Here is a 16,672-nt window from a genome sequence, read left to right on the forward strand (position 1 = left end):
TTCGTATAGAAAAGAAAAATATTTATGCATAAATCTTTACATACGGTACGGGGGTATCATATAATAATTTTATGAAGGAGGCGAAGCGATGTCTTTAGATATAAATAATGATGAAACGTTGGCAGAAGATTTAAATTCGTTAGAAGTTAGCGATAGAAAGAGCCATCATTCCGATAAAGTAAAGAAAAACCTGGTCACCCGGTTAAATCGCGTGGAGGGACAAATACGCGGTATCAAAGGATTAATTGAAAGAGACACTTACTGCGATGACGTGATTACCCAGATCGCTGCGACACAATCAGCTTTAAACAGTGTCGCTAAGATTTTGCTGGAAGGCCATATGAAAAATTGTGTAGTGGAACGAATTCAAGAAGGAGATCTTGAAGTTCTTGATGAGGTTCTTATAACCGTACAAAAATTAATGAAAAAATAATGGAGGTAAGAATTATGGAAAATGTAACATTAAATGTTAGTGGAATGACTTGTGGTCATTGTGTGAAAGCAGTTGAGGGAAGCGTAGGAAAACTGGAAGGTGTAGAAAATGTAAAGGTTGACCTCGAAAATGGCAAAGTAGATGTTAAATTTAACGCTAATGTTGCTACTTTAGATAAAATTAAAGAAACAATTGATGATCAAGGATACGAAGTGAAATAATGAATGAACATAACAGAACGTGTAGGAGAAGTTAGCACGTTCTGTTTTTATATCGCTAATTGAATATGAGCTTGCTTCTACATAAAAAATAAAATTTGAGAAAATAATGGTTTGACATATACGCTAGGGGGGTATAGTATATAAACTATAAAGGAGCTAAAAAACCTTTCTTACGTATAAAGGAGTGATAATAATGAGCAGTACGACTATAAAAGAAGTTCAATTGCCTATTTCGGGAATGACTTGCGCCGCCTGTGCAACCCGGATTGAAAAGGGTTTGAGTAAAATGGAAGGCGTTGAAAATGCCAATGTTAATTTAGCCCTGGAAAAGGCGTCGGTTGCGTATAATCCTGATGTAACCAATGTTCAGGACTTTGAGAAAAAAGTGAATGACCTTGGGTATGAAGTTGTCAAAGAAAAGGTTGAGTTCGACCTGATAGGCATGACCTGTGCGGCCTGTTCTACCCGCATTGAAAAAGGACTAAACAAGCTTGAAGGTGTCAATCATGCAACGGTCAATTTAGCACTTGAAACGGGAACCGTGGAGTACAATCCTTCAGAGGTCAGCATTCAAGACATGATCAAGAAAGTGGAAAACATCGGCTATGAAGCAAAATTAAAGCAAGATAGTGAAGAAACCGCTGATTATCGGGCATTGGAAATTGAGAAGCAAAAAGGGAAATTTATTTTCTCATTAATCCTTTCGTTTCCATTATTATGGGCCATGGTCGGACACTTTGAATTTACATCTTTCCTCTACGTACCTGATATGTTCATGAATCCTTGGGTACAGCTAGCTCTTGCCGCCCCTGTACAGTTTATTATCGGTAAGCAGTTTTATGTTGGAGCATACAAAGCTCTTCGCAATAAAAGTGCCAATATGGATGTATTAGTGGCGTTAGGAACATCAGCTGCTTTCTTTTACAGTTTGTATAAGTCATTTGAATCGATAGGCACGAATGCACATATGGTCGAGCTATATTACGAAACAAGTGCTATTTTAATTACTTTAATCATTCTAGGGAAATTATTTGAAGCCCGAGCCAAAGGCCGCTCTTCAGAAGCAATCAAAAAATTAATGGGTCTCCAGGCAAAAACAGCGATGGTGTTACGGGATGGGAATGAAATGGAGATCCCGCTTGAAGAAGTAGTGGTCGAGGATATCGTTTATGTCAAACCAGGTGAGAAAGTACCGGTTGATGGAGAAATTGTCGATGGACGCTCGGCGATGGATGAATCGATGATTACTGGTGAAAGCGTTCCGGTTAGTAAGTCGATCGGAGATACGGTCATCGGTGCTACACTCAACAAAAATGGATTCTTAAAAGTAAAAGCAACGAAAGTCGGAAGAGATACAGCCTTGGCTCAAATCATTAAAGTAGTGGAAGAAGCTCAAGGTTCAAAAGCCCCGATTCAACGGGTAGCCGACCAAATTTCCGGTATATTCGTACCGATCGTTGTTGGAATTGCAGTCGTTACATTCTTGATCTGGTTCTTCTGGGTAAGCCCTGGAGAATTTGCCGAAGCCCTGGAGAAATTAATTGCCGTTCTGGTCATTGCTTGTCCTTGTGCGCTTGGTCTCGCAACACCGACTTCCATCATGGCAGGATCCGGCCGGGCAGCAGAATATGGTGTGTTATTTAAAGGCGGAGAACATCTGGAAGCGACGCACCGGATTACAACGGTTATTTTAGATAAAACAGGTACGGTTACAAACGGGAAGCCGGTTTTAACTGATGTGGTCATTGAAGGAAACATGGATGAAGCAACATTCCTTACCCTTGTCGGATCAGCGGAAAAACAATCGGAGCATCCACTCGCGGAAGCGATTGTACAAGGAATCAAAGAGAAAAATATCACTTTACCGGATGTACAAGAATTCGAAGCGATTCCCGGTCACGGAATAAAGGCAACCGTTAATAATCGTGAATTATTAATCGGTACAAGAAGACTAATGAAAAAATATGAAATCGCCATAGATTCAGCCGCGGGTAAGATGGAAACTCTTGAGGATAACGGAAAAACAGCGATGCTTGTCGCCGTTGATGGAGTTTTCATGGGAATCGTCGCTGTCGCAGACACGGTAAAAGATACTTCTAAAGAAGCGATTAAACGGTTGAAGGACGCAGGGATTGAAGTGATCATGATGACTGGAGACAACAAGCGCACTGCCGATGCGATTGCGGGCGAAGTCGGTATTGACATAGCGATTGCGGAAGTTCTTCCAGAAGGAAAAGCGGATGAAGTGAAAAAGCTGCAGGAACAAGGAAAACGGGTAGCGATGGTTGGCGATGGAATCAACGACGCACCGGCGTTGGCAATGGCCGATATCGGCATGGCGATTGGTACCGGTACGGATGTGGCCATGGAAGCTGCGGATATTACACTCATGAGAGGGGATCTAAATAGCATTGCCGATGCCATCTTAATGAGTAAAAAGACGATCCGCAATATCAAGCAAAATCTATTCTGGGCATTGGCCTATAATTCCCTTGGCATCCCGGTTGCGGCAGTAGGCTTGCTTGCTCCATGGCTCGCAGGCGCAGCAATGGCGTTCAGCTCTGTATCCGTTGTCTTGAATGCCCTTCGTTTGCAACGGGTAAAGTTAAATGAAAAAACAGCTTAACATGAAACTGGATAGAAGGAGCGCTGGCTTATGAAAAAATGGGCATTGGCAGCTATCATTTATTTGGCAGCTGTGATCGGCGGTTATTCAGCATACGATGCGTTCATTGCAGATGAACAGGTACCTGTACAGGAACATGAAAACCATACCGAAGAAACGGAATAACAAATAGTTAACAACAAAAGGGGGTGTCCAGCTTGGGACACTCTCTTTTGTGTTATCAGGAGTAACTGTGAATACAATATCCGGGTTTTGGCGAGGAAACCAGAATTTTCGCTACAAAACCATGACCTATTAGTATAGTATATGCTACAAAGTAGCGGAACAATAGAATATATAGGATATCTAGACAAGGTGGGTTATATGGAAGAGCAAGTAGTACTATGGTTTAGCGAAAGTGGACTATACGCAATCTGGATAAGTATTTTATTAAATATTGTTATTAGTCTGCTGGGCTTTGTTCCAAGCGTGTTCTTAACCGCGGCAAATATCACCTTTTTTGACTTTGTCAATGGGGTAATTATTTCAATCATAGGTGAAGCGATCGGAGCGATTGTAAGCTTTTATTTGTACAGGAAAGGAATCCACAGGTTTCTGCCAAAAAAGGAACTTAACAATAAAATTTTGAACAGATTGCAGACAAGCAAGGGTTTCGAGGCGTTTATATTAATATTGGCTCTGAGAATTTTCCCCTTTGTTCCATCAGGGCTTGTCACCCTTGCAGGAGCATTAAGCAAAGTAAATATGATTACCTTCGCCATTGCCAGTACTGTCGGGAAAATCCCTGCGTTATTGTTAGAAGTATACGCGGTTTACCAAGTCCTTGCGTGGGAAGGACAAGGCAAAGTTATTTTGGCCGTAGTAGCTTTTTTACTAATCTTGATCCTTATAATGAAAAGTTCAAGAGCAAAATAATCATTTAAACAGATTATACATAAAATGGGTTAAACCATCTAGATTTGGGGAAGATATCAGCAAAAGGAGGGATTGATATGAAGGGAAAAGAAAACAAGGTTAATGTACAAGAAACCCATCAGACTGAAAATCAAACCTCGGATGGAGTTATGGATCTTTTTGAAATTATGGAAACCAAAGACGAAGAGGAAGAAATACTAACCATGGCGGAAAACGAAGTCAATCATAGCTTGGTCTGCAACAACGAGCTGTTTAATAAAGAATTATGGGCGATCGTCGACGATACAGTGCATGAAGAATGAAGTTGGTAGCTGGCAGGTTTTAAAGAGATAACCTGTCAGCTTTATTGCAGTTAATAAACGAAATTAAAGGGTCTTAAGAAATGTAGTATTTTTAATTGGTGGCAACTCGAGTTAAAATATGTTTAACCATACAAGGAGCTTTGGATTTCACCAGGAGAACCTGAAAAAAATAGTATAATTTTCTAGTAATCTGCTATAATGAAGTCGAATTGATAATTTAATAGCAAGAGATGTAGGGGGACCGGTGTTGCCGGTTGAGATTTCATCCGTTAGATGATGACCCTTTGAACCTGAACTGGTTAATACCAGCGGAGGGAACATGATTCTGTACTCTTTTGAATGTTTGTTCTTTTCGCGCTCGGGTTCTGCCCTGGGCGTTTTTATTTTGCGCTCGGGCTTGCTGATTCTAATTTACAGGAGGAATGTAACAATGAAAAAGTGGCTTTTTTTGTTTTTTTCAGCCGCGCTCTTAACAGGATGCAGCAGTGAGAATGCCAGTACATCTGAAGGCAAAGAAGAAAAATCGCTAAAAAAAGTGTCGGTCGTTTTGGATTGGACACCTAACACCAATCACACCGGTTTATATGTTGCGAAAGAGAAGGGCTTTTTTGAAAAGGAAGGGCTGGATGTTGAAATTAGAATGCCGGGTGACGCAGGGGCTGACCAGCTTGTCGCAACAGGAAAGGCTGAATTCGGGGTCGGTTACCAGGAAGGCATAACCCAGGCGCGTATCCAAGGGGTTCCGATTGTGTCCCTTGTGGCAGTGATCCAGCATAACACCTCAGGTTTTGCATCGCCGGCCGGAAAAAATATTAAAACACCGAAGGATTTCGAAGGAAAGACATACGGGGGCTGGGGCTCACCGGTTGAAAAGTCGGTCATCAGCTCGTTAATGCAAAAAGAAAAGGCTGATGTCGATAAAGTTTCAATCGTGAATATGGGAGATACGGATTTCTTCACAGCTGTAAAAAGAGATGTTGATTTTGCATGGATCTATTACGCCTGGACGGGCGTTGAAGCAGAGCTTCGCGGCGAGGAATTGAACATGGTCTATTTAACCGATTACTCTAAAAATCTCGATTATTACACCCCTGTGTTAACGACAAACGAAAAGAAAATCTCGGAAGATCCAGAAACTGTAAAAGCATTTGTCAGCGCGGCATCAAAGGGCTACGAGTTTGCGATCGAGCATCCCGGGGAAGCGGCTGATATTTTAATAGAAGCCGTACCGGACCTTGATCCGATTCTTGTGAAAAAGAGCCAGGAATGGCTGGCTCCAAAGTATCAGGATGATGCACCAAGATGGGGCGAGCAGAAGCTGGAAATATGGGAAAATTACGCGTCCTGGATGCATGAAAATGGCTTATTGGAAAAAGAGCTTGATGCCGAAAAAGCATTTACCAATGAATTTTTACCAGAATAGGAGGAAGAAAGATGGCTAACACGCTAGTAAGTATTCAAATTCTGCCAAAGACAAAGGGAGGGGAAGATGTGATTCCATATGTGGATGAAGCGATAAAAGTCATTGATGAATCAGGGGTCAAATATAGGGTCAATCCGCTTGAAACAACGATGGAAGGCGAACTGGAACAGCTATTAAAAATCATTGCGGATATGAATGAAAGAATGATTCAGATAGGCAGTAAAAATGTCATTTCGCAATTGAAAGTTTTATATCAGCCAGAGGGAATTACAATGGATGAGTTAACGGAGAAGTACGATTAATGACAAAAGTAATTCATAAAGGATGGAAGCCACTGCTGTTTTTTTTTCTTTTAATCATTGGATGGGAAATAGGGGTAAGGTTGGCTGCAACCCCTGACTGGCTGTTGCCGGCTCCGTCCAAAATTGCTTTAGAAGGGGCGGCCGGCTGGGCCAATTTTTATCCGGATGCGTTCTCTACAATCAAGATTGCCCTGCTCGGCTTTGCAGCGGGAACTGGATTCGGCATTTTGACGGCCTGCCTTTTGCATATGGTACCGGTTCTTAGAGCCTCCGTTTATCCGCTGCTGATTTTAACGCAAAATGTACCAATTATTGTGCTAGCACCCTTGCTCGTTATTTGGTTTGGGTTTGGGTTGCTGCCGAAAATTATCGTCATAACGCTTGTTTGCTTTTTCCCTATCACCATAGCCGCCTTGGATGGATTCAGGCAAACCCCTCAGGAACTTAAACACTATATGATGATGGCCGGATCTACAAAACCACAGTTGTTTTGGAAATTGGAATGGCCACACTCGCTTCCATCGATTTTTTCCGGATTGAAAATCTCGGCGACATACAGTGTAATGGGGGCAGTTATCTCGGAATGGCTGGGTGCAGAAAAAGGAATCGGCGTTTATATGACGCTTGCTTCTTCCTCGTTCCGAACAGACCGGGTGTTCGTGGCGATCTTTATGATTATACTCCTCAGCCTGTTATTTTTCCTGGTTATTGTCCTGGCTGAAAGACAAGCTGTTCACTGGCAGAGAAAAGGAGAGGATTATCAATGAGCCTGCTTACCGTTACAAACCTTTCGAAACGATTTGGAACGGACGAAATTATCCGGGACCTTTCCTTAACTGTCGAAAACGAAGAGTTTGTTTCGATCATCGGCCCATCCGGCAGCGGGAAAAGCACGATTTTCAATCTGGTTGGCGGGTTAATAACACCAGATGAGGGGACCATCCAGCTTGAAACCAAAACTATCAACGGGACAAGAGGAGAAATCAGCTATATGCCGCAAACCCCGTCGCTATTTCCGTGGAGAACAGTTGTGGATAATGCTTTGCTCGGCCAGGAATTGAAGGGAAAGCCGGACCGGGAAAAGGCAAAGCAAATGCTTGAAATAGCTGGCTTATCCTCTTATTTGCAAGCTTATCCTCATGAATTGTCCGGGGGAATGAAGCAAAGAGTTGCGTTTATTCGTGCCTTATTAAGCCCGCAAGCCGTCATCTGTCTGGATGAGCCGTTCTCGGCCCTGGATGAGCTGACGAGGCTCACAATGCAAAAATGGCTATTGTCGATCTGGGAGGAAAATCGCAAGACGGTACTATTTGTCACCCATAACATCGATGAAGCTTTGTTTTTATCAGACCGAATTCTCGTATTATCAAATAAACCGGCAAAAGTGAAAGCGGAATTCCATATCCCATTCGGGCGGCCAAGGGATGAAAGCATTCTGCTTACGGAAGAGTTTCTACAATGGAAAAGGGAGATTTTCTATACATTGCAAGGGAGCGGAGATAATGGAAAAAATGATTGATGCCCATATCCATCTGGACCGTTATGGAGCAGAAGAGATTAGTGGGATGGTTGAAAACTTGCTGTTTCTGGAAGCCATGGTCACAGTATCATTCGATCTGGCATCATCTGAAAAAAATCTGCAGCTTGCGAGGAAGTACGACAAAGTGAAGCCTGCTTTTGGGTTTCATCCGGAACAGCCGCTTCCCGGGGAAAAACAGTTTGAAACACTTTTGAACTGGATGAGTGATTACAAGGATGAAATGATTGCAGTCGGGGAGGTCGGTCTCCCATATTATCTACGGAAAGAACAGGGGTTGTCTCCATATCAGTCTGGACAGTATCTCGAGCTTTTGGAACAGTTTATTAAACTCGCTAAACAATGGGGAAAACCGGTTGCTCTGCATGCGGTGTATGACGATGCGCCGATTGTCTGCGATCTGCTCGAAAAGTACTCGCTGACTAAAGCTCATTTTCATTGGTTTAAGGGGGACAGCAAAACAATCGATAGAATGATCGGAAATGGCTACTTTGTCTCCATCACGCCTGATATCCTCTATGAACCTGAAATCCAGGAACTCGCGGGATCCTATCCGCTGGGGCAAATGATGATTGAAACGGATGGACCATGGCCGTTTGAAGGTCCCTTTAAAGGGAAGAGGACCCATCCTGGAATGATGGCAGAATCGGTGAAACAACTGGCAGCAATCAAAAAGATTCCGGAAACAGACGTGTCCCGCATCTTATTGGAAAATACGAAGAAATTGTATCGGTTAAGCTAGTTTTTAAAGTAGTTCATGATTTTTTTTTTTTCTAAAATCAAAACATGGACATTCAAAAGGTAATTCAGGAATTAAAACTAAAGAAATGATTGATTCAAATAAGTATAGGCAGTTAGATGGCGGGACAACTAGCTCTTATACCTTGTAGACATTGACACTCCCACTGCAATAAGTCGCCATATCTCTCGACAGGGTTTCTTGCCATGAGTTTTCCTATGTCGTTTGAGCCTTTGGCTCAAAAAAGACAGCGGTGTTACTTACTTGCTATCCATTAGGCTATCCCCGCTAGTCCAGCGGTTAGGAGTCGTATCCCTTCTTTCAGAATGTTCTTGGCTGCGTTGTGATCTCGATCATGATGCGCTCCACATTCACATGTCCATACTCTAATCGAAAGGTTTTTAACGGCCTTGTTTTTCTTTTCACAACTGGAACATCGTTGCGAACTGGGAAAATAAGAACCGACTACCACTAGATGTTTCCCGTACCATTTACACTTATATGCTAGCATTCTACGGAACTCAGACCAGGACACTTCTGAAATGGCTTTGGCTAACTTTCTGTTTTTTAACATATTTTTCACACGCAAATCATAATCGCCATCACTTGGTTTTCGCGAACCAGCGAAGAAGAGAGTTTATGCAAAAAGTCTTGTCGGGCATTCGTGATGTCTTCGTGGATTTTTGCCACTTTCCGTTGTTGTTTATGCCAATTGGAACTGCCCAACTTCCTTCTGGAGAGAGACGCTTGAGCCTTTGCCAGTTTTTCTTCCAGTGAACGAAACCATTTAGGATTGGAAATCGTGGTCCCATCCGAAAATGTGGCAAATTCTTTCAAACCAACATCTATTCCTATTTCAAACAAGGAATATTGTATCGTTTCTATTTCTTGTTCGGTTAGAATAGATACAAAGTATTTGCCTGTAGCCGCCTTTCGAACCGTGGCAGAAAGAATTTTTCCTCTCACTTCACGGGGCTTCGCAATCTTCACTAATCCAATTTTCGGCAAAAGGAGAAAATCGTTATTTCCAATGCGGTCCATACGAACGCTTCCTACGCCTTTATTATAGTTGTATTTCGCTTTATAGGATTGAATGTTGTTCTTTTTGCTTTTAAAACGAGGTTTTCCTTTTGATTTATGATACAACTCTTTGAATGCTTTCCCTAAGTCTTGAAGTGTGCTTTGAAGTGCCGCCCGATCCACTTCGTTTAACCATTGCATTTCTTTCTTCATGGAGGTTAGTTCCTTTTGAGCGTTCGAAGCATTAAAAAATTCCGATTTCCATCTATTTTCGGTCAGCTGTCCGTTTTGAACCATCTCGTGTACGATATACCAATAAACGTTCTTTTTATCTTGTTTGGCTAAAGCTTGATTAAACACAAAACGACAACACCCGATGGTTTTATGAATCAAAGTGGCTTGTTTATCCGTTGGATACAACCGAAATTTATAAGCTTTATGAATGTTCATGGCGATTAGCCTCCCTCCCAAAAAGATGATGGCAAGTTTATTTTACCAGAACAAACGTTCTGAAATAACATATACGCACTTAAAACAGAAAAATCGAACCATGAACGTATCTAAAGATACGCCTGGTTCGACCTCACTTTCATCCCCCCTAAAGGAGTGGGGTTTCTCGTTCGGGATATCTGTAAAATTGCATAAATGATCAAGTCAATAAGCAGAAGGACAACTCCAAACAAAAAGGACTTTTTAATCCGCCTCACCACCGTATTTTTAGTAAATTATAGCATATTCGTAAATAAATTTTATCCATTATTTTACATAAAAATGTTGGCTGAACTTCAGCTAATCAATTTCAACATCTAACTGACACATTACTGTGCTATTATTATCTTCAATTGTGGAAACTTTTGTAGACTATTGGCGAATGTACTTTGATTTTATATACTTTTGTGTAAAGGATGAGGTCCTTTTGAAAACGATTTTGATAGTGGAGGATGAGAAGGCCATTTCGATGGTACTGAAGGCTTATCTGCAGCGTGAAGGGTTTCAGATCATCCAGGTCTTTGACGGAGGAGAAGCACTGGCCGTTTTTGAGAAGAGTAATCCTGATCTCGTTTTGCTGGATGTCATGCTTCCCGGTAAAGATGGTTGGGAGATCCTGAAGGAAATCCGCCAAAGGGACTCATGTCCGGTGATCATGCTTACGGCGTTGGGTGATATCGATTATAAATTAGAAGGCTTTAAAACAGGGGCGGACGACTATATCCCAAAGCCATTCGTTGCCGAAGAGGTGGTTGCCCGAGTACATGCTGTTCTGAGACGATCACGAGGCATTTTTGGAGAAGATAATAAAATCCAATATGGAAGCTTAAAAGTGGATTTGGATTCGTACGGTGTCCAGGTGAACGGGCAAGACATCAGCCTTACACCAAGGGATTTATCCTTGTTCATTTTCTTTGCCCAAAATCCGAATCAGATCTTTACAAGAGAGCAGCTAATCGAGCAGGTGTGGGGACTGGATTACGATGGCAGTGACCGGGCTGTCGACCTTGCCATAAAGCGGATTCGTAAATCGCTGGAAGCTTGGCCGACTTCTGAAGGGGAAATCAAAACTCTACGAGGATTGGGGTATCAATTGAGTGTCTATGAAAACTAAAAAAAGAACCACACTTCTAAGGTATTGGACAACTCGCTATGTGATTACCCTTTTCGTTGGCCTGATTTTTCTAGGGGTCTTTTCGATGTGGTGGATGCAGCAAACAGCGCTTGAATACAGGCTGAATTTGCTGAAGTATTTAGCGGATGAAACGTCTGACCGGGCCATCAAGGAGAATGGGCAAATTGTCATCGGTCCGATTTTATCAGGGATTATCAATGAACGGGAAAAAATTCTCCATCTGAACAAAGAACCAATTATCTATATAACTGATCCAGATGGCCAAATTATCTTTACGAACCCGCAAATCTATATAAAAGAAGGAGAAGACCGAATACAGAAATCGATTCTCCAAGGTAAAGACAGCATTCAAAAGGTCGACCTGAACGATGGCAATCAAGTATATGTGGTGAAATCTCCGATTGATTATTCGGAAGAGAGGATTGGCTGGGTATTTATTGTTCAGGACGAAAATTCACTGATGGAGATCAACCAGGATCACGGATTGTTAGCGATCATGCTGTTTGGTCTTGGTATTCTCGGATGGGCAGTCATCTATGTGTTATCACGAAAAATTTCCAAACCGATTCAAGATGTAGCGGAGGCCGCTGTGCAAATCCGTAAAGGCAATTATGATATCCATTTACACGAAGATGCCCGTGAAGAAGAGATTTATGAACTGGTGCAATCGTTTAAGGAGATGACCAACCGATTGACACAGCTTGAAAAGCAGCGGGCAGAATTATTTGCCGGTGTTACGCATGATCTGAAAACTCCGGTTACCTCCATCAGTGGTCTCGTGCAGGCTGTTAAGGATGATGTGGTCACCGGGGAAGAACGCAAGGAATTCCTGGATATATCCCTAAAGGAAATCAGACGGCTTCAGACAATGATTGAAGATCTCCTGGATTTCAATGCCATTTCGGCTGGCGCATTTACCATTAAAGTAAAACAAATGAATTTGAATGAGGTTGTTGAGGAAATTGCCTATCAATGGAAGGCTACCCAAGAGGAGCAGAATTTCGAATTGGATGTGAAGCTGCCGGAAAAATTAATTTTCGGTATGGCCGATTCACTCCGTTTGCAAGGAATTATCATTAACTTATTAAATAATGCCAAACAAGCTTTATTGGACGATGGAAAAATTGAGATTTCCTTGTACATCAGCGGAGAAAATAAAATAAATATCGACGTAAAAGATAATGGAAGAGGAATACCTCTGAATGAACAGGATAATGTCTTTGAACCGTTTTACAGAGGGGAAAAGAAAAAGCTTGAGGTTCGCGGCCTTGGACTTGGGCTTCCATTCAGTAAAATGCTTGCTAAGGCGCAAAAAGGGGATCTTGTGCTGAAAGAGAGCAGTGAGAATGGAACAATCTTTACCATATCTCTTATGCAGACACCCGATTCGAATTAAAAAAGGTTGTCCAGTTAATAAAAACTGGACAACCTTTTTCTTAATTAATTAAGCTGATTGCTCTCCAAAGCTGGATATTGCGGACTTTACGGGGCAAGAATCGTCCCATTTCCTCTTCGTTATAGCCTGCATGTAAATTTTTGTGATCAAAAACAATCGGACGGCGCAATAGATCAGGGTTCTTCTGAATGATTTCGCAGAGTTCGTTAAGAGGCGTGTTGTTAATATCGATGTTTAGGTTTTTGAACTTTTTAGATCGGGTCGAAACGATTTCATCCGTACCGCCCTCTGTTTTTCTCAATACTTCTTTTATTTCTTCCACCGATAAAGGTTGTGCATAGATATTTCGTTCATTATAGGCAATGTTATTTTTTTGAAGCCAAGACTTTGCTTTCCTGCATGCAAGGCTGCTTGGTGTAGTATAAATCGTAACCAATGTGATCGACTCCTTTAGTTTTTATAATTACATTTTTAGTTTTTATTTGATAATTGTTGATATTCTTACTTTATCGTTATAATGTGTCAGCCAAATGTCAGGAGAAAAACTTTTTTATGTTAAATATCTCTGTTGATTTTTGGTTCATTTTGCTCCCATCCATGAAACGATTGGAGAAAGCTCGCTTTCTCTTTCGTTTCATGGATGGGAAGCTACCTTTCAGCAGAGCTGAAAGGCGTTTGAAACCATGGTTTCAAACAAATGAACCAAAAATAAATTTTTATTATTTATTCACAATCATGTTTAACTTGCTCTTATTTTCCCTGCAAACCCATTAATGTGTATAATCAGTTTGTAGATAATCTTTTGATTTATCGATAAGATTGCAGATTTTAGAGGGAAGTGCAAAGATGAAGAGGCTTCAAGTAATGTTATCTCTAATGCTGCTTTTCACAATACTCAGCGGATGTAACAGTACGAACCAGAATGAGAACACTGAGGATGTTGAACTTACTGTCTCAGCAGCCGCCAGTTTGAAGGATGTCCTTGAGGAAATTATAAACGAGTTTGAAAAGGAAAATAAAAACATCAAGATCCATTTTAATTTAGGTTCTTCAGGTGCGCTGCAGCAACAGATATCCCAAGGTGCGCCCGTCGATTTGTTTATTTCGGCAGCAGAAGATAAATTTGATAGGTTAGTTCGTGACCAAATGATTGAGCAGAAAAAACACCTGGCGGGAAATGAAATCGTGCTCGTTGTCCCTGAAAATTCAAGTTTAAAAATAGCTTCCTTTCGTGACTTGGAGAATGCTTCAAGAATCGCAATCGGGACACCGGAAACCGTACCGGCCGGGGAATATGCGCGTCAATCGTTAAAAGCGTTGAAGCTTTGGGATGATGTTGAATCCCAGCTTGTCTATACGAAGGACGTCAGGCAGGCCTTATCATTTGTGGAAATGAATAATGTAGATGCCAGCATTGTGTATAGTACAGATGCTCGGCAATCTAAGGATACTGAAATAGTAGAAGTGGCACCGGCAGAGAGTCACGAGCCGATTGTTTACCCTTTTGGTATAATAAAAAATACGGAACACCCTGAGGAAAGTAAACAATTTTTTGATTATTTGCAAGGAGATAAGGCAATGAACATACTTAGTAAACACGGATTTAAGGATTTAAAATAACGATGGCCGTAGATTTTTGGACGCCGGTCAGCCTATCAATCAAGGTAGCCATTCTTTCGGGGGTTATTGTTTTCTTCCTGGGCATGTGGGCAGCGCGAATCCTGGCCAGAAAGAGGTTCAGGGGAAGGGTACTAGTTGAAACTATATTTCTACTGCCGCTCGTACTCCCTCCATCGGTTGTCGGCTTTTTGCTGATTGTCGTGTTTGGGCATAATAGTCCGGTGGGTAGGACTATTGAGTGGATGTTCCACCAGCCGGTAATGTTCACCTGGTGGGCTGCGGTCATCGCCTCCATTGTCGTCGCTTTTCCGTTGATGTATCAGTCTGCGAAAGCCGGCTTTGAAGCGATTGACGGCGAAATCGAAAATGCAGCCCGTGTAGACGGAGCTAATGAACGGAAGGTGTTTCTCCTGGTCACCTTGCCTCTCGCGGTTAAAGCTATTATTGCCGGCGCCATCCTTAGCTTTGCACGGGGACTTGGAGAATTTGGCGCTACGTTAATGTTTGCCGGGAATATCCCTGGCAAAACACAGACGATTCCAACAGCGATTTATGTGGCCATTGATTCAGGGAATATGCAAATGGCATGGCTTTGGGTCGGGACGATGGTTGTCATTTCTTTTGTTATGCTTTTACTGGTTCATATTATCAGAGATTAATCTTCACAGTTCAGCGGTCTGTCTTTTTGATCTTTTCTAGCATCGTAATGAAAAAGCCGGGAGCCGCTTCCATATCCCTGACGGAGCTAAAGCCATGTTTCTTGTAAAGGTTGATTGCCGGTTGATTCTCCTTTCCAGTCGAGACAATTATCTTTTTGTGGTTTGGTACTTTTTCAAGATGATTTATTAATTTTTCGGCTATTCCTTTTCTAAAATGCTCGGGGTCAACGATTAATCGACAAATAACGAGCGTGCCGTTTTCAGGAGAGTATGAAATGGCACCGGCGAGCTTCTCATCAATGAAATAACCGACAAACTCTTCTTGACTGGTCATAAGTTGCTCTATTGTTTCTTTAAGTGGAGGTATATCGTAAAACCCGATCAACTCAGCTTCAACGGCATAGGATTTCTTCTGGAGGCTATCCAATTCCTTGACTAACAAAAGATTATCCAAATCAATTTTCCTTAACATAAACTTAGGCCGCCTTTATCCAAAAGTATGTCTTAATTTTATCAAAATTTGTCGTTTTTTACTGTTGACTTTTGGAAGAACTTGTCGGCAAAAACCCGGCTGAAAACCTTGTTTTTTAAAAATCCAGCATGATATACTAAAGACAATTATTTTTGTGCGGAATAATTGTAATAGAGCGATCCAAAAGGTTTCCTCTTAAGACATTATCCTAAATCAAGAATAGTAATTCAAGGATTTTTTCCAATAGGAGGAAACATACATGGTAACAGGTAAAGTAAAATGGTTTAATGCAGAAAAAGGTTTCGGTTTCATCGAAGTAGAAGGTCAAGACGACGTATTCGTACACTTCTCTGCTATTCAAGGTGAAGGTTTCAAAACTCTTGAAGAAGGCCAAGAAGTTACTTTCGAAATCGAGCAAGGCGCTCGCGGACCTCAAGCTGCAAACGTTCAAAAGTAAATTGAACGCTAAAAAAGACTCCTCATAGGAGTCTTTTTTTATGTGATTTTTTGGACGATTCTCATCTATTCTGTATAAGGTGAACGCTAAATGGTATCATTTAGATAAACAACCCATGTCCACTGATAACGAGGTGTAAGGTAATGAAACTGGTTCTTATTATGCTCGGCGGATTTCTGGGATCGGTATGTCGCTTTTTTATTGGAGAATGGCTACCTGTTCAATATGGGTTTCCGGTTGCGACTTTTTGTATAAATCTCGTCGGCTGTTTCTTTCTTGGCTGGCTGCTTTCCTTTTCGGCATATAAAAAAAGGATGGATCCGCATTTTGTTTTGTTTTTGGGAACCGGTTTTATAGGATCTTTCACGACGTTCTCAACCTTTTCACTGGAAACCATCCGGCTGGTAGGAAAAGGTCATATCGTAATGGCAGTATCATACGTTTTACTGAGTATTTTTTGTGGTATCTTTCTTGCATTTGCGGGAAAAACCTTTGCTAAGTCCTTCGCGTTTAAAAAAGGTGAAACAGTATGATCTGGATAATTGGGGCTGGCGGGGCAATAGGAGCAGCAGCCCGTTTTTTATTAGGCGGTTTGATGAAGAGAGCAAAGGCAGAATTTCCGTTGGGCACTTGGGTCATTAATATCTCTGGATCATTTTTGCTGGGCATCCTTGCTGCATTCCATATCTCGAATTTACTGTCAGAGTGGCTATGGTCTTTTGTTGGCATAGGATTTTGCGGGGCTTATACGACCTTTTCGACATTTGGGACAGAGACCGTTACATTGTTAGAAGAAAAAAATTATCCAACAGCGATGGTCTATGTGATTTCATCTGTATTGATAGGCGTATTGGCTGCTGCTTTCGGTTACTATTTCGTTTTGAAACTAATGGTTTAACAAAATCAAAGGATAGTCGGCCATGCCG

General features: G+C 41.6%; 20 protein-coding genes, 1 pseudogene and 1 riboswitch. Of the genes and pseudogenes, 18 read left to right on the top strand and 3 right to left on the bottom strand.

The features are described 5' to 3' along the window. Window positions 1-88: 88 nt before the first annotated feature. The 11 genes from LQ216_RS02450 (at window position 89) to LQ216_RS02495 (ending at window position 8,501) form a co-directional block, all read left to right on the top strand. Entirely contained in the window at window positions 89-433 is a 345-nt protein-coding gene (locus LQ216_RS02450) for a metal-sensitive transcriptional regulator (protein WP_230126534.1), read from the top strand. A gap of 14 nt (window positions 434-447) precedes the next feature. Continuing rightward, window positions 448-654, top strand: coding sequence for a copper chaperone CopZ (gene copZ / locus LQ216_RS02455; protein ID WP_230126535.1), 207 nt, complete (start codon window positions 448-450; stop codon window positions 652-654). A gap of 193 nt (window positions 655-847) precedes the next feature. After that, window positions 848-3,280 (top strand): heavy metal translocating P-type ATPase, encoded by a 2,433-nt coding sequence (locus LQ216_RS02460; protein WP_230126536.1) that lies wholly within the window; start codon window positions 848-850, stop codon window positions 3,278-3,280. A 30-nt stretch (window positions 3,281-3,310) separates the two neighbouring features. Further along, window positions 3,311-3,445 carry a hypothetical protein gene (locus LQ216_RS20315; RefSeq protein ID WP_290369213.1) on the top strand — a complete coding sequence of 45 codons (135 nt, stop codon included), beginning with the start codon at window positions 3,311-3,313 and terminating at the stop codon, window positions 3,443-3,445. A gap of 198 nt (window positions 3,446-3,643) precedes the next feature. Beyond that, the gene (locus tag LQ216_RS02465) at window positions 3,644-4,195 is read left to right on the top strand and encodes a VTT domain-containing protein (protein ID WP_230126537.1); all 552 of its coding nucleotides are present in this window, start codon (window positions 3,644-3,646) and stop codon (window positions 4,193-4,195) included. 77 nt (window positions 4,196-4,272) lie between these two features. Continuing rightward, on the top strand, window positions 4,273-4,497 hold the full coding sequence (locus tag LQ216_RS02470) for a hypothetical protein (protein WP_230126538.1): 225 nt from the start codon (window positions 4,273-4,275) through the stop codon (window positions 4,495-4,497). A gap of 224 nt (window positions 4,498-4,721) precedes the next feature. Then, a riboswitch (TPP riboswitch) is annotated at window positions 4,722-4,831 on the top strand. A 96-nt stretch (window positions 4,832-4,927) separates the two neighbouring features. Continuing rightward, on the top strand, window positions 4,928-5,920 hold the full coding sequence (locus LQ216_RS02475) for an ABC transporter substrate-binding protein (RefSeq protein ID WP_230126539.1): 993 nt from the start codon (window positions 4,928-4,930) through the stop codon (window positions 5,918-5,920). Window positions 5,921-5,931: 11 nt separating this feature from the next. Beyond that, on the top strand, window positions 5,932-6,222 hold the full coding sequence (locus LQ216_RS02480; RefSeq protein ID WP_230126540.1) for a thiamine-binding protein: 291 nt from the start codon (window positions 5,932-5,934) through the stop codon (window positions 6,220-6,222). Further along, window positions 6,222-6,989 (top strand): ABC transporter permease, encoded by a 768-nt coding sequence (locus LQ216_RS02485; RefSeq protein WP_230126541.1) that lies wholly within the window; start codon window positions 6,222-6,224, stop codon window positions 6,987-6,989. Before LQ216_RS02480 ends, LQ216_RS02485 begins: the two co-directional genes overlap by 1 nt. Then, window positions 6,986-7,741 carry an ABC transporter ATP-binding protein gene (locus tag LQ216_RS02490; protein WP_230126542.1) on the top strand — a complete coding sequence of 252 codons (756 nt, stop codon included), beginning with the start codon at window positions 6,986-6,988 and terminating at the stop codon, window positions 7,739-7,741. The genes LQ216_RS02485 and LQ216_RS02490 overlap by 4 nt, the downstream gene beginning before the upstream one ends. Further along, window positions 7,725-8,501 carry a TatD family hydrolase gene (locus tag LQ216_RS02495; protein ID WP_230126543.1) on the top strand — a complete coding sequence of 259 codons (777 nt, stop codon included), beginning with the start codon at window positions 7,725-7,727 and terminating at the stop codon, window positions 8,499-8,501. The genes LQ216_RS02490 and LQ216_RS02495 overlap by 17 nt, the downstream gene beginning before the upstream one ends. A 271-nt stretch (window positions 8,502-8,772) precedes the next feature. Here the strand turns inward: LQ216_RS02495 and tnpB are convergent. Further along, window positions 8,773-9,968: pseudogene (gene tnpB / locus LQ216_RS02500) on the bottom strand (IS200/IS605 family element RNA-guided endonuclease TnpB). A 466-nt stretch (window positions 9,969-10,434) separates the two neighbouring features. Here tnpB and LQ216_RS02505 point away from each other — a divergent pair. Continuing rightward, window positions 10,435-11,121, top strand: coding sequence for a response regulator transcription factor (locus LQ216_RS02505; RefSeq protein ID WP_230126544.1), 687 nt, complete (start codon window positions 10,435-10,437; stop codon window positions 11,119-11,121). An 85-nt stretch (window positions 11,122-11,206) separates the two neighbouring features. Next, window positions 11,207-12,538, top strand: a complete 1,332-nt coding sequence (locus LQ216_RS02510) for a HAMP domain-containing sensor histidine kinase (protein WP_230126545.1) — start codon at window positions 11,207-11,209, stop codon at window positions 12,536-12,538. Between the two features lie 40 nt (window positions 12,539-12,578). Here LQ216_RS02510 and spx read toward each other — a convergent pair whose 3' ends face one another. Then, on the bottom strand, window positions 12,579-12,974 hold the full coding sequence (gene spx, locus LQ216_RS02515; protein ID WP_230126546.1) for a transcriptional regulator Spx: 396 nt from the start codon (window positions 12,972-12,974) through the stop codon (window positions 12,579-12,581). Between the two features lie 410 nt (window positions 12,975-13,384). On the opposite strand from spx, the gene modA reads away from it, so the two are divergent. Together modA and modB are read left to right on the top strand one after the other, a co-directional pair. Further along, the gene (modA, locus tag LQ216_RS02520) at window positions 13,385-14,158 is read left to right on the top strand and encodes a molybdate ABC transporter substrate-binding protein (protein WP_230126547.1); all 774 of its coding nucleotides are present in this window, start codon (window positions 13,385-13,387) and stop codon (window positions 14,156-14,158) included. 2 nt (window positions 14,159-14,160) lie between these two features. After that, a complete protein-coding gene (modB, locus tag LQ216_RS02525) occupies window positions 14,161-14,817 on the top strand; it encodes a molybdate ABC transporter permease subunit (protein ID WP_230126548.1) in 657 nt (218 codons plus the stop codon). A gap of 10 nt (window positions 14,818-14,827) precedes the next feature. Here the strand turns inward: modB and LQ216_RS02530 are convergent, their stop codons facing one another. Further along, on the bottom strand, window positions 14,828-15,289 hold the full coding sequence (locus LQ216_RS02530; protein WP_230126549.1) for a GNAT family N-acetyltransferase: 462 nt from the start codon (window positions 15,287-15,289) through the stop codon (window positions 14,828-14,830). 259 nt (window positions 15,290-15,548) lie between these two features. On the opposite strand from LQ216_RS02530, the gene LQ216_RS02535 reads away from it, so the two are divergent. The 3 genes from LQ216_RS02535 to crcB (LQ216_RS02545) all read left to right on the top strand — a co-directional run bounded on the left by LQ216_RS02535 (window position 15,549) and on the right by crcB (LQ216_RS02545) (window position 16,644). Then, on the top strand, window positions 15,549-15,746 hold the full coding sequence (locus tag LQ216_RS02535) for a cold-shock protein (protein ID WP_117307213.1): 198 nt from the start codon (window positions 15,549-15,551) through the stop codon (window positions 15,744-15,746). A gap of 143 nt (window positions 15,747-15,889) precedes the next feature. After that, the gene (gene crcB / locus LQ216_RS02540; protein ID WP_230126550.1) at window positions 15,890-16,279 is read left to right on the top strand and encodes a fluoride efflux transporter CrcB; all 390 of its coding nucleotides are present in this window, start codon (window positions 15,890-15,892) and stop codon (window positions 16,277-16,279) included. Continuing rightward, window positions 16,276-16,644 (top strand): fluoride efflux transporter CrcB, encoded by a 369-nt coding sequence (gene crcB / locus LQ216_RS02545; protein ID WP_230126551.1) that lies wholly within the window; start codon window positions 16,276-16,278, stop codon window positions 16,642-16,644. The genes crcB (LQ216_RS02540) and crcB (LQ216_RS02545) overlap by 4 nt, the downstream gene beginning before the upstream one ends. Window positions 16,645-16,672: the final 28 nt, after the last annotated feature.

Origin of the sequence: Bacillus sp. CECT 9360 (assembly GCF_918741275.1) — a bacterium.
Taxonomy (GTDB): Bacteria; Bacillota; Bacilli; order Bacillales; family DSM-1321; genus Peribacillus.

Excerpts from the sequence above, each read along its gene's own strand:
- modA (WP_230126547.1), top strand. The coding sequence starts at position 13,385 with ATGAAGAGGCTTCAAGTAATGTTATCTCTAATGCTGCTTTTCACAATA.
- LQ216_RS02535 (WP_117307213.1), top strand. The coding sequence starts at position 15,549 with ATGGTAACAGGTAAAGTAAAATGGTTTAATGCAGAAAAAGGTTTCGGT.
- LQ216_RS02475 (WP_230126539.1), top strand. The coding sequence starts at position 4,928 with ATGAAAAAGTGGCTTTTTTTGTTTTTTTCAGCCGCGCTCTTAACAGGA.
- LQ216_RS02495 (WP_230126543.1), top strand. The coding sequence starts at position 7,725 with ATGGAAAAAATGATTGATGCCCATATCCATCTGGACCGTTATGGAGCA.
- LQ216_RS02485 (WP_230126541.1), top strand. The coding sequence starts at position 6,222 with ATGACAAAAGTAATTCATAAAGGATGGAAGCCACTGCTGTTTTTTTTT.
- LQ216_RS02450 (WP_230126534.1), top strand. The coding sequence starts at position 89 with ATGTCTTTAGATATAAATAATGATGAAACGTTGGCAGAAGATTTAAAT.
- modB (WP_230126548.1), top strand. The coding sequence starts at position 14,161 with ATGGCCGTAGATTTTTGGACGCCGGTCAGCCTATCAATCAAGGTAGCC.
- LQ216_RS02510 (WP_230126545.1), top strand. The coding sequence starts at position 11,207 with ATGTGGTGGATGCAGCAAACAGCGCTTGAATACAGGCTGAATTTGCTG.
- LQ216_RS20315 (WP_290369213.1), top strand. The coding sequence starts at position 3,311 with ATGAAAAAATGGGCATTGGCAGCTATCATTTATTTGGCAGCTGTGATC.
- crcB (WP_230126551.1), top strand. The coding sequence starts at position 16,276 with ATGATCTGGATAATTGGGGCTGGCGGGGCAATAGGAGCAGCAGCCCGT.
- LQ216_RS02490 (WP_230126542.1), top strand. The coding sequence starts at position 6,986 with ATGAGCCTGCTTACCGTTACAAACCTTTCGAAACGATTTGGAACGGAC.
- LQ216_RS02530 (WP_230126549.1), bottom strand. The coding sequence starts at position 15,289 with ATGTTAAGGAAAATTGATTTGGATAATCTTTTGTTAGTCAAGGAATTG.
- crcB (WP_230126550.1), top strand. The coding sequence starts at position 15,890 with ATGAAACTGGTTCTTATTATGCTCGGCGGATTTCTGGGATCGGTATGT.
- copZ (WP_230126535.1), top strand. The coding sequence starts at position 448 with ATGGAAAATGTAACATTAAATGTTAGTGGAATGACTTGTGGTCATTGT.
- LQ216_RS02465 (WP_230126537.1), top strand. The coding sequence starts at position 3,644 with ATGGAAGAGCAAGTAGTACTATGGTTTAGCGAAAGTGGACTATACGCA.
- LQ216_RS02470 (WP_230126538.1), top strand. The coding sequence starts at position 4,273 with ATGAAGGGAAAAGAAAACAAGGTTAATGTACAAGAAACCCATCAGACT.
- LQ216_RS02480 (WP_230126540.1), top strand. The coding sequence starts at position 5,932 with ATGGCTAACACGCTAGTAAGTATTCAAATTCTGCCAAAGACAAAGGGA.
- LQ216_RS02460 (WP_230126536.1), top strand. The coding sequence starts at position 848 with ATGAGCAGTACGACTATAAAAGAAGTTCAATTGCCTATTTCGGGAATG.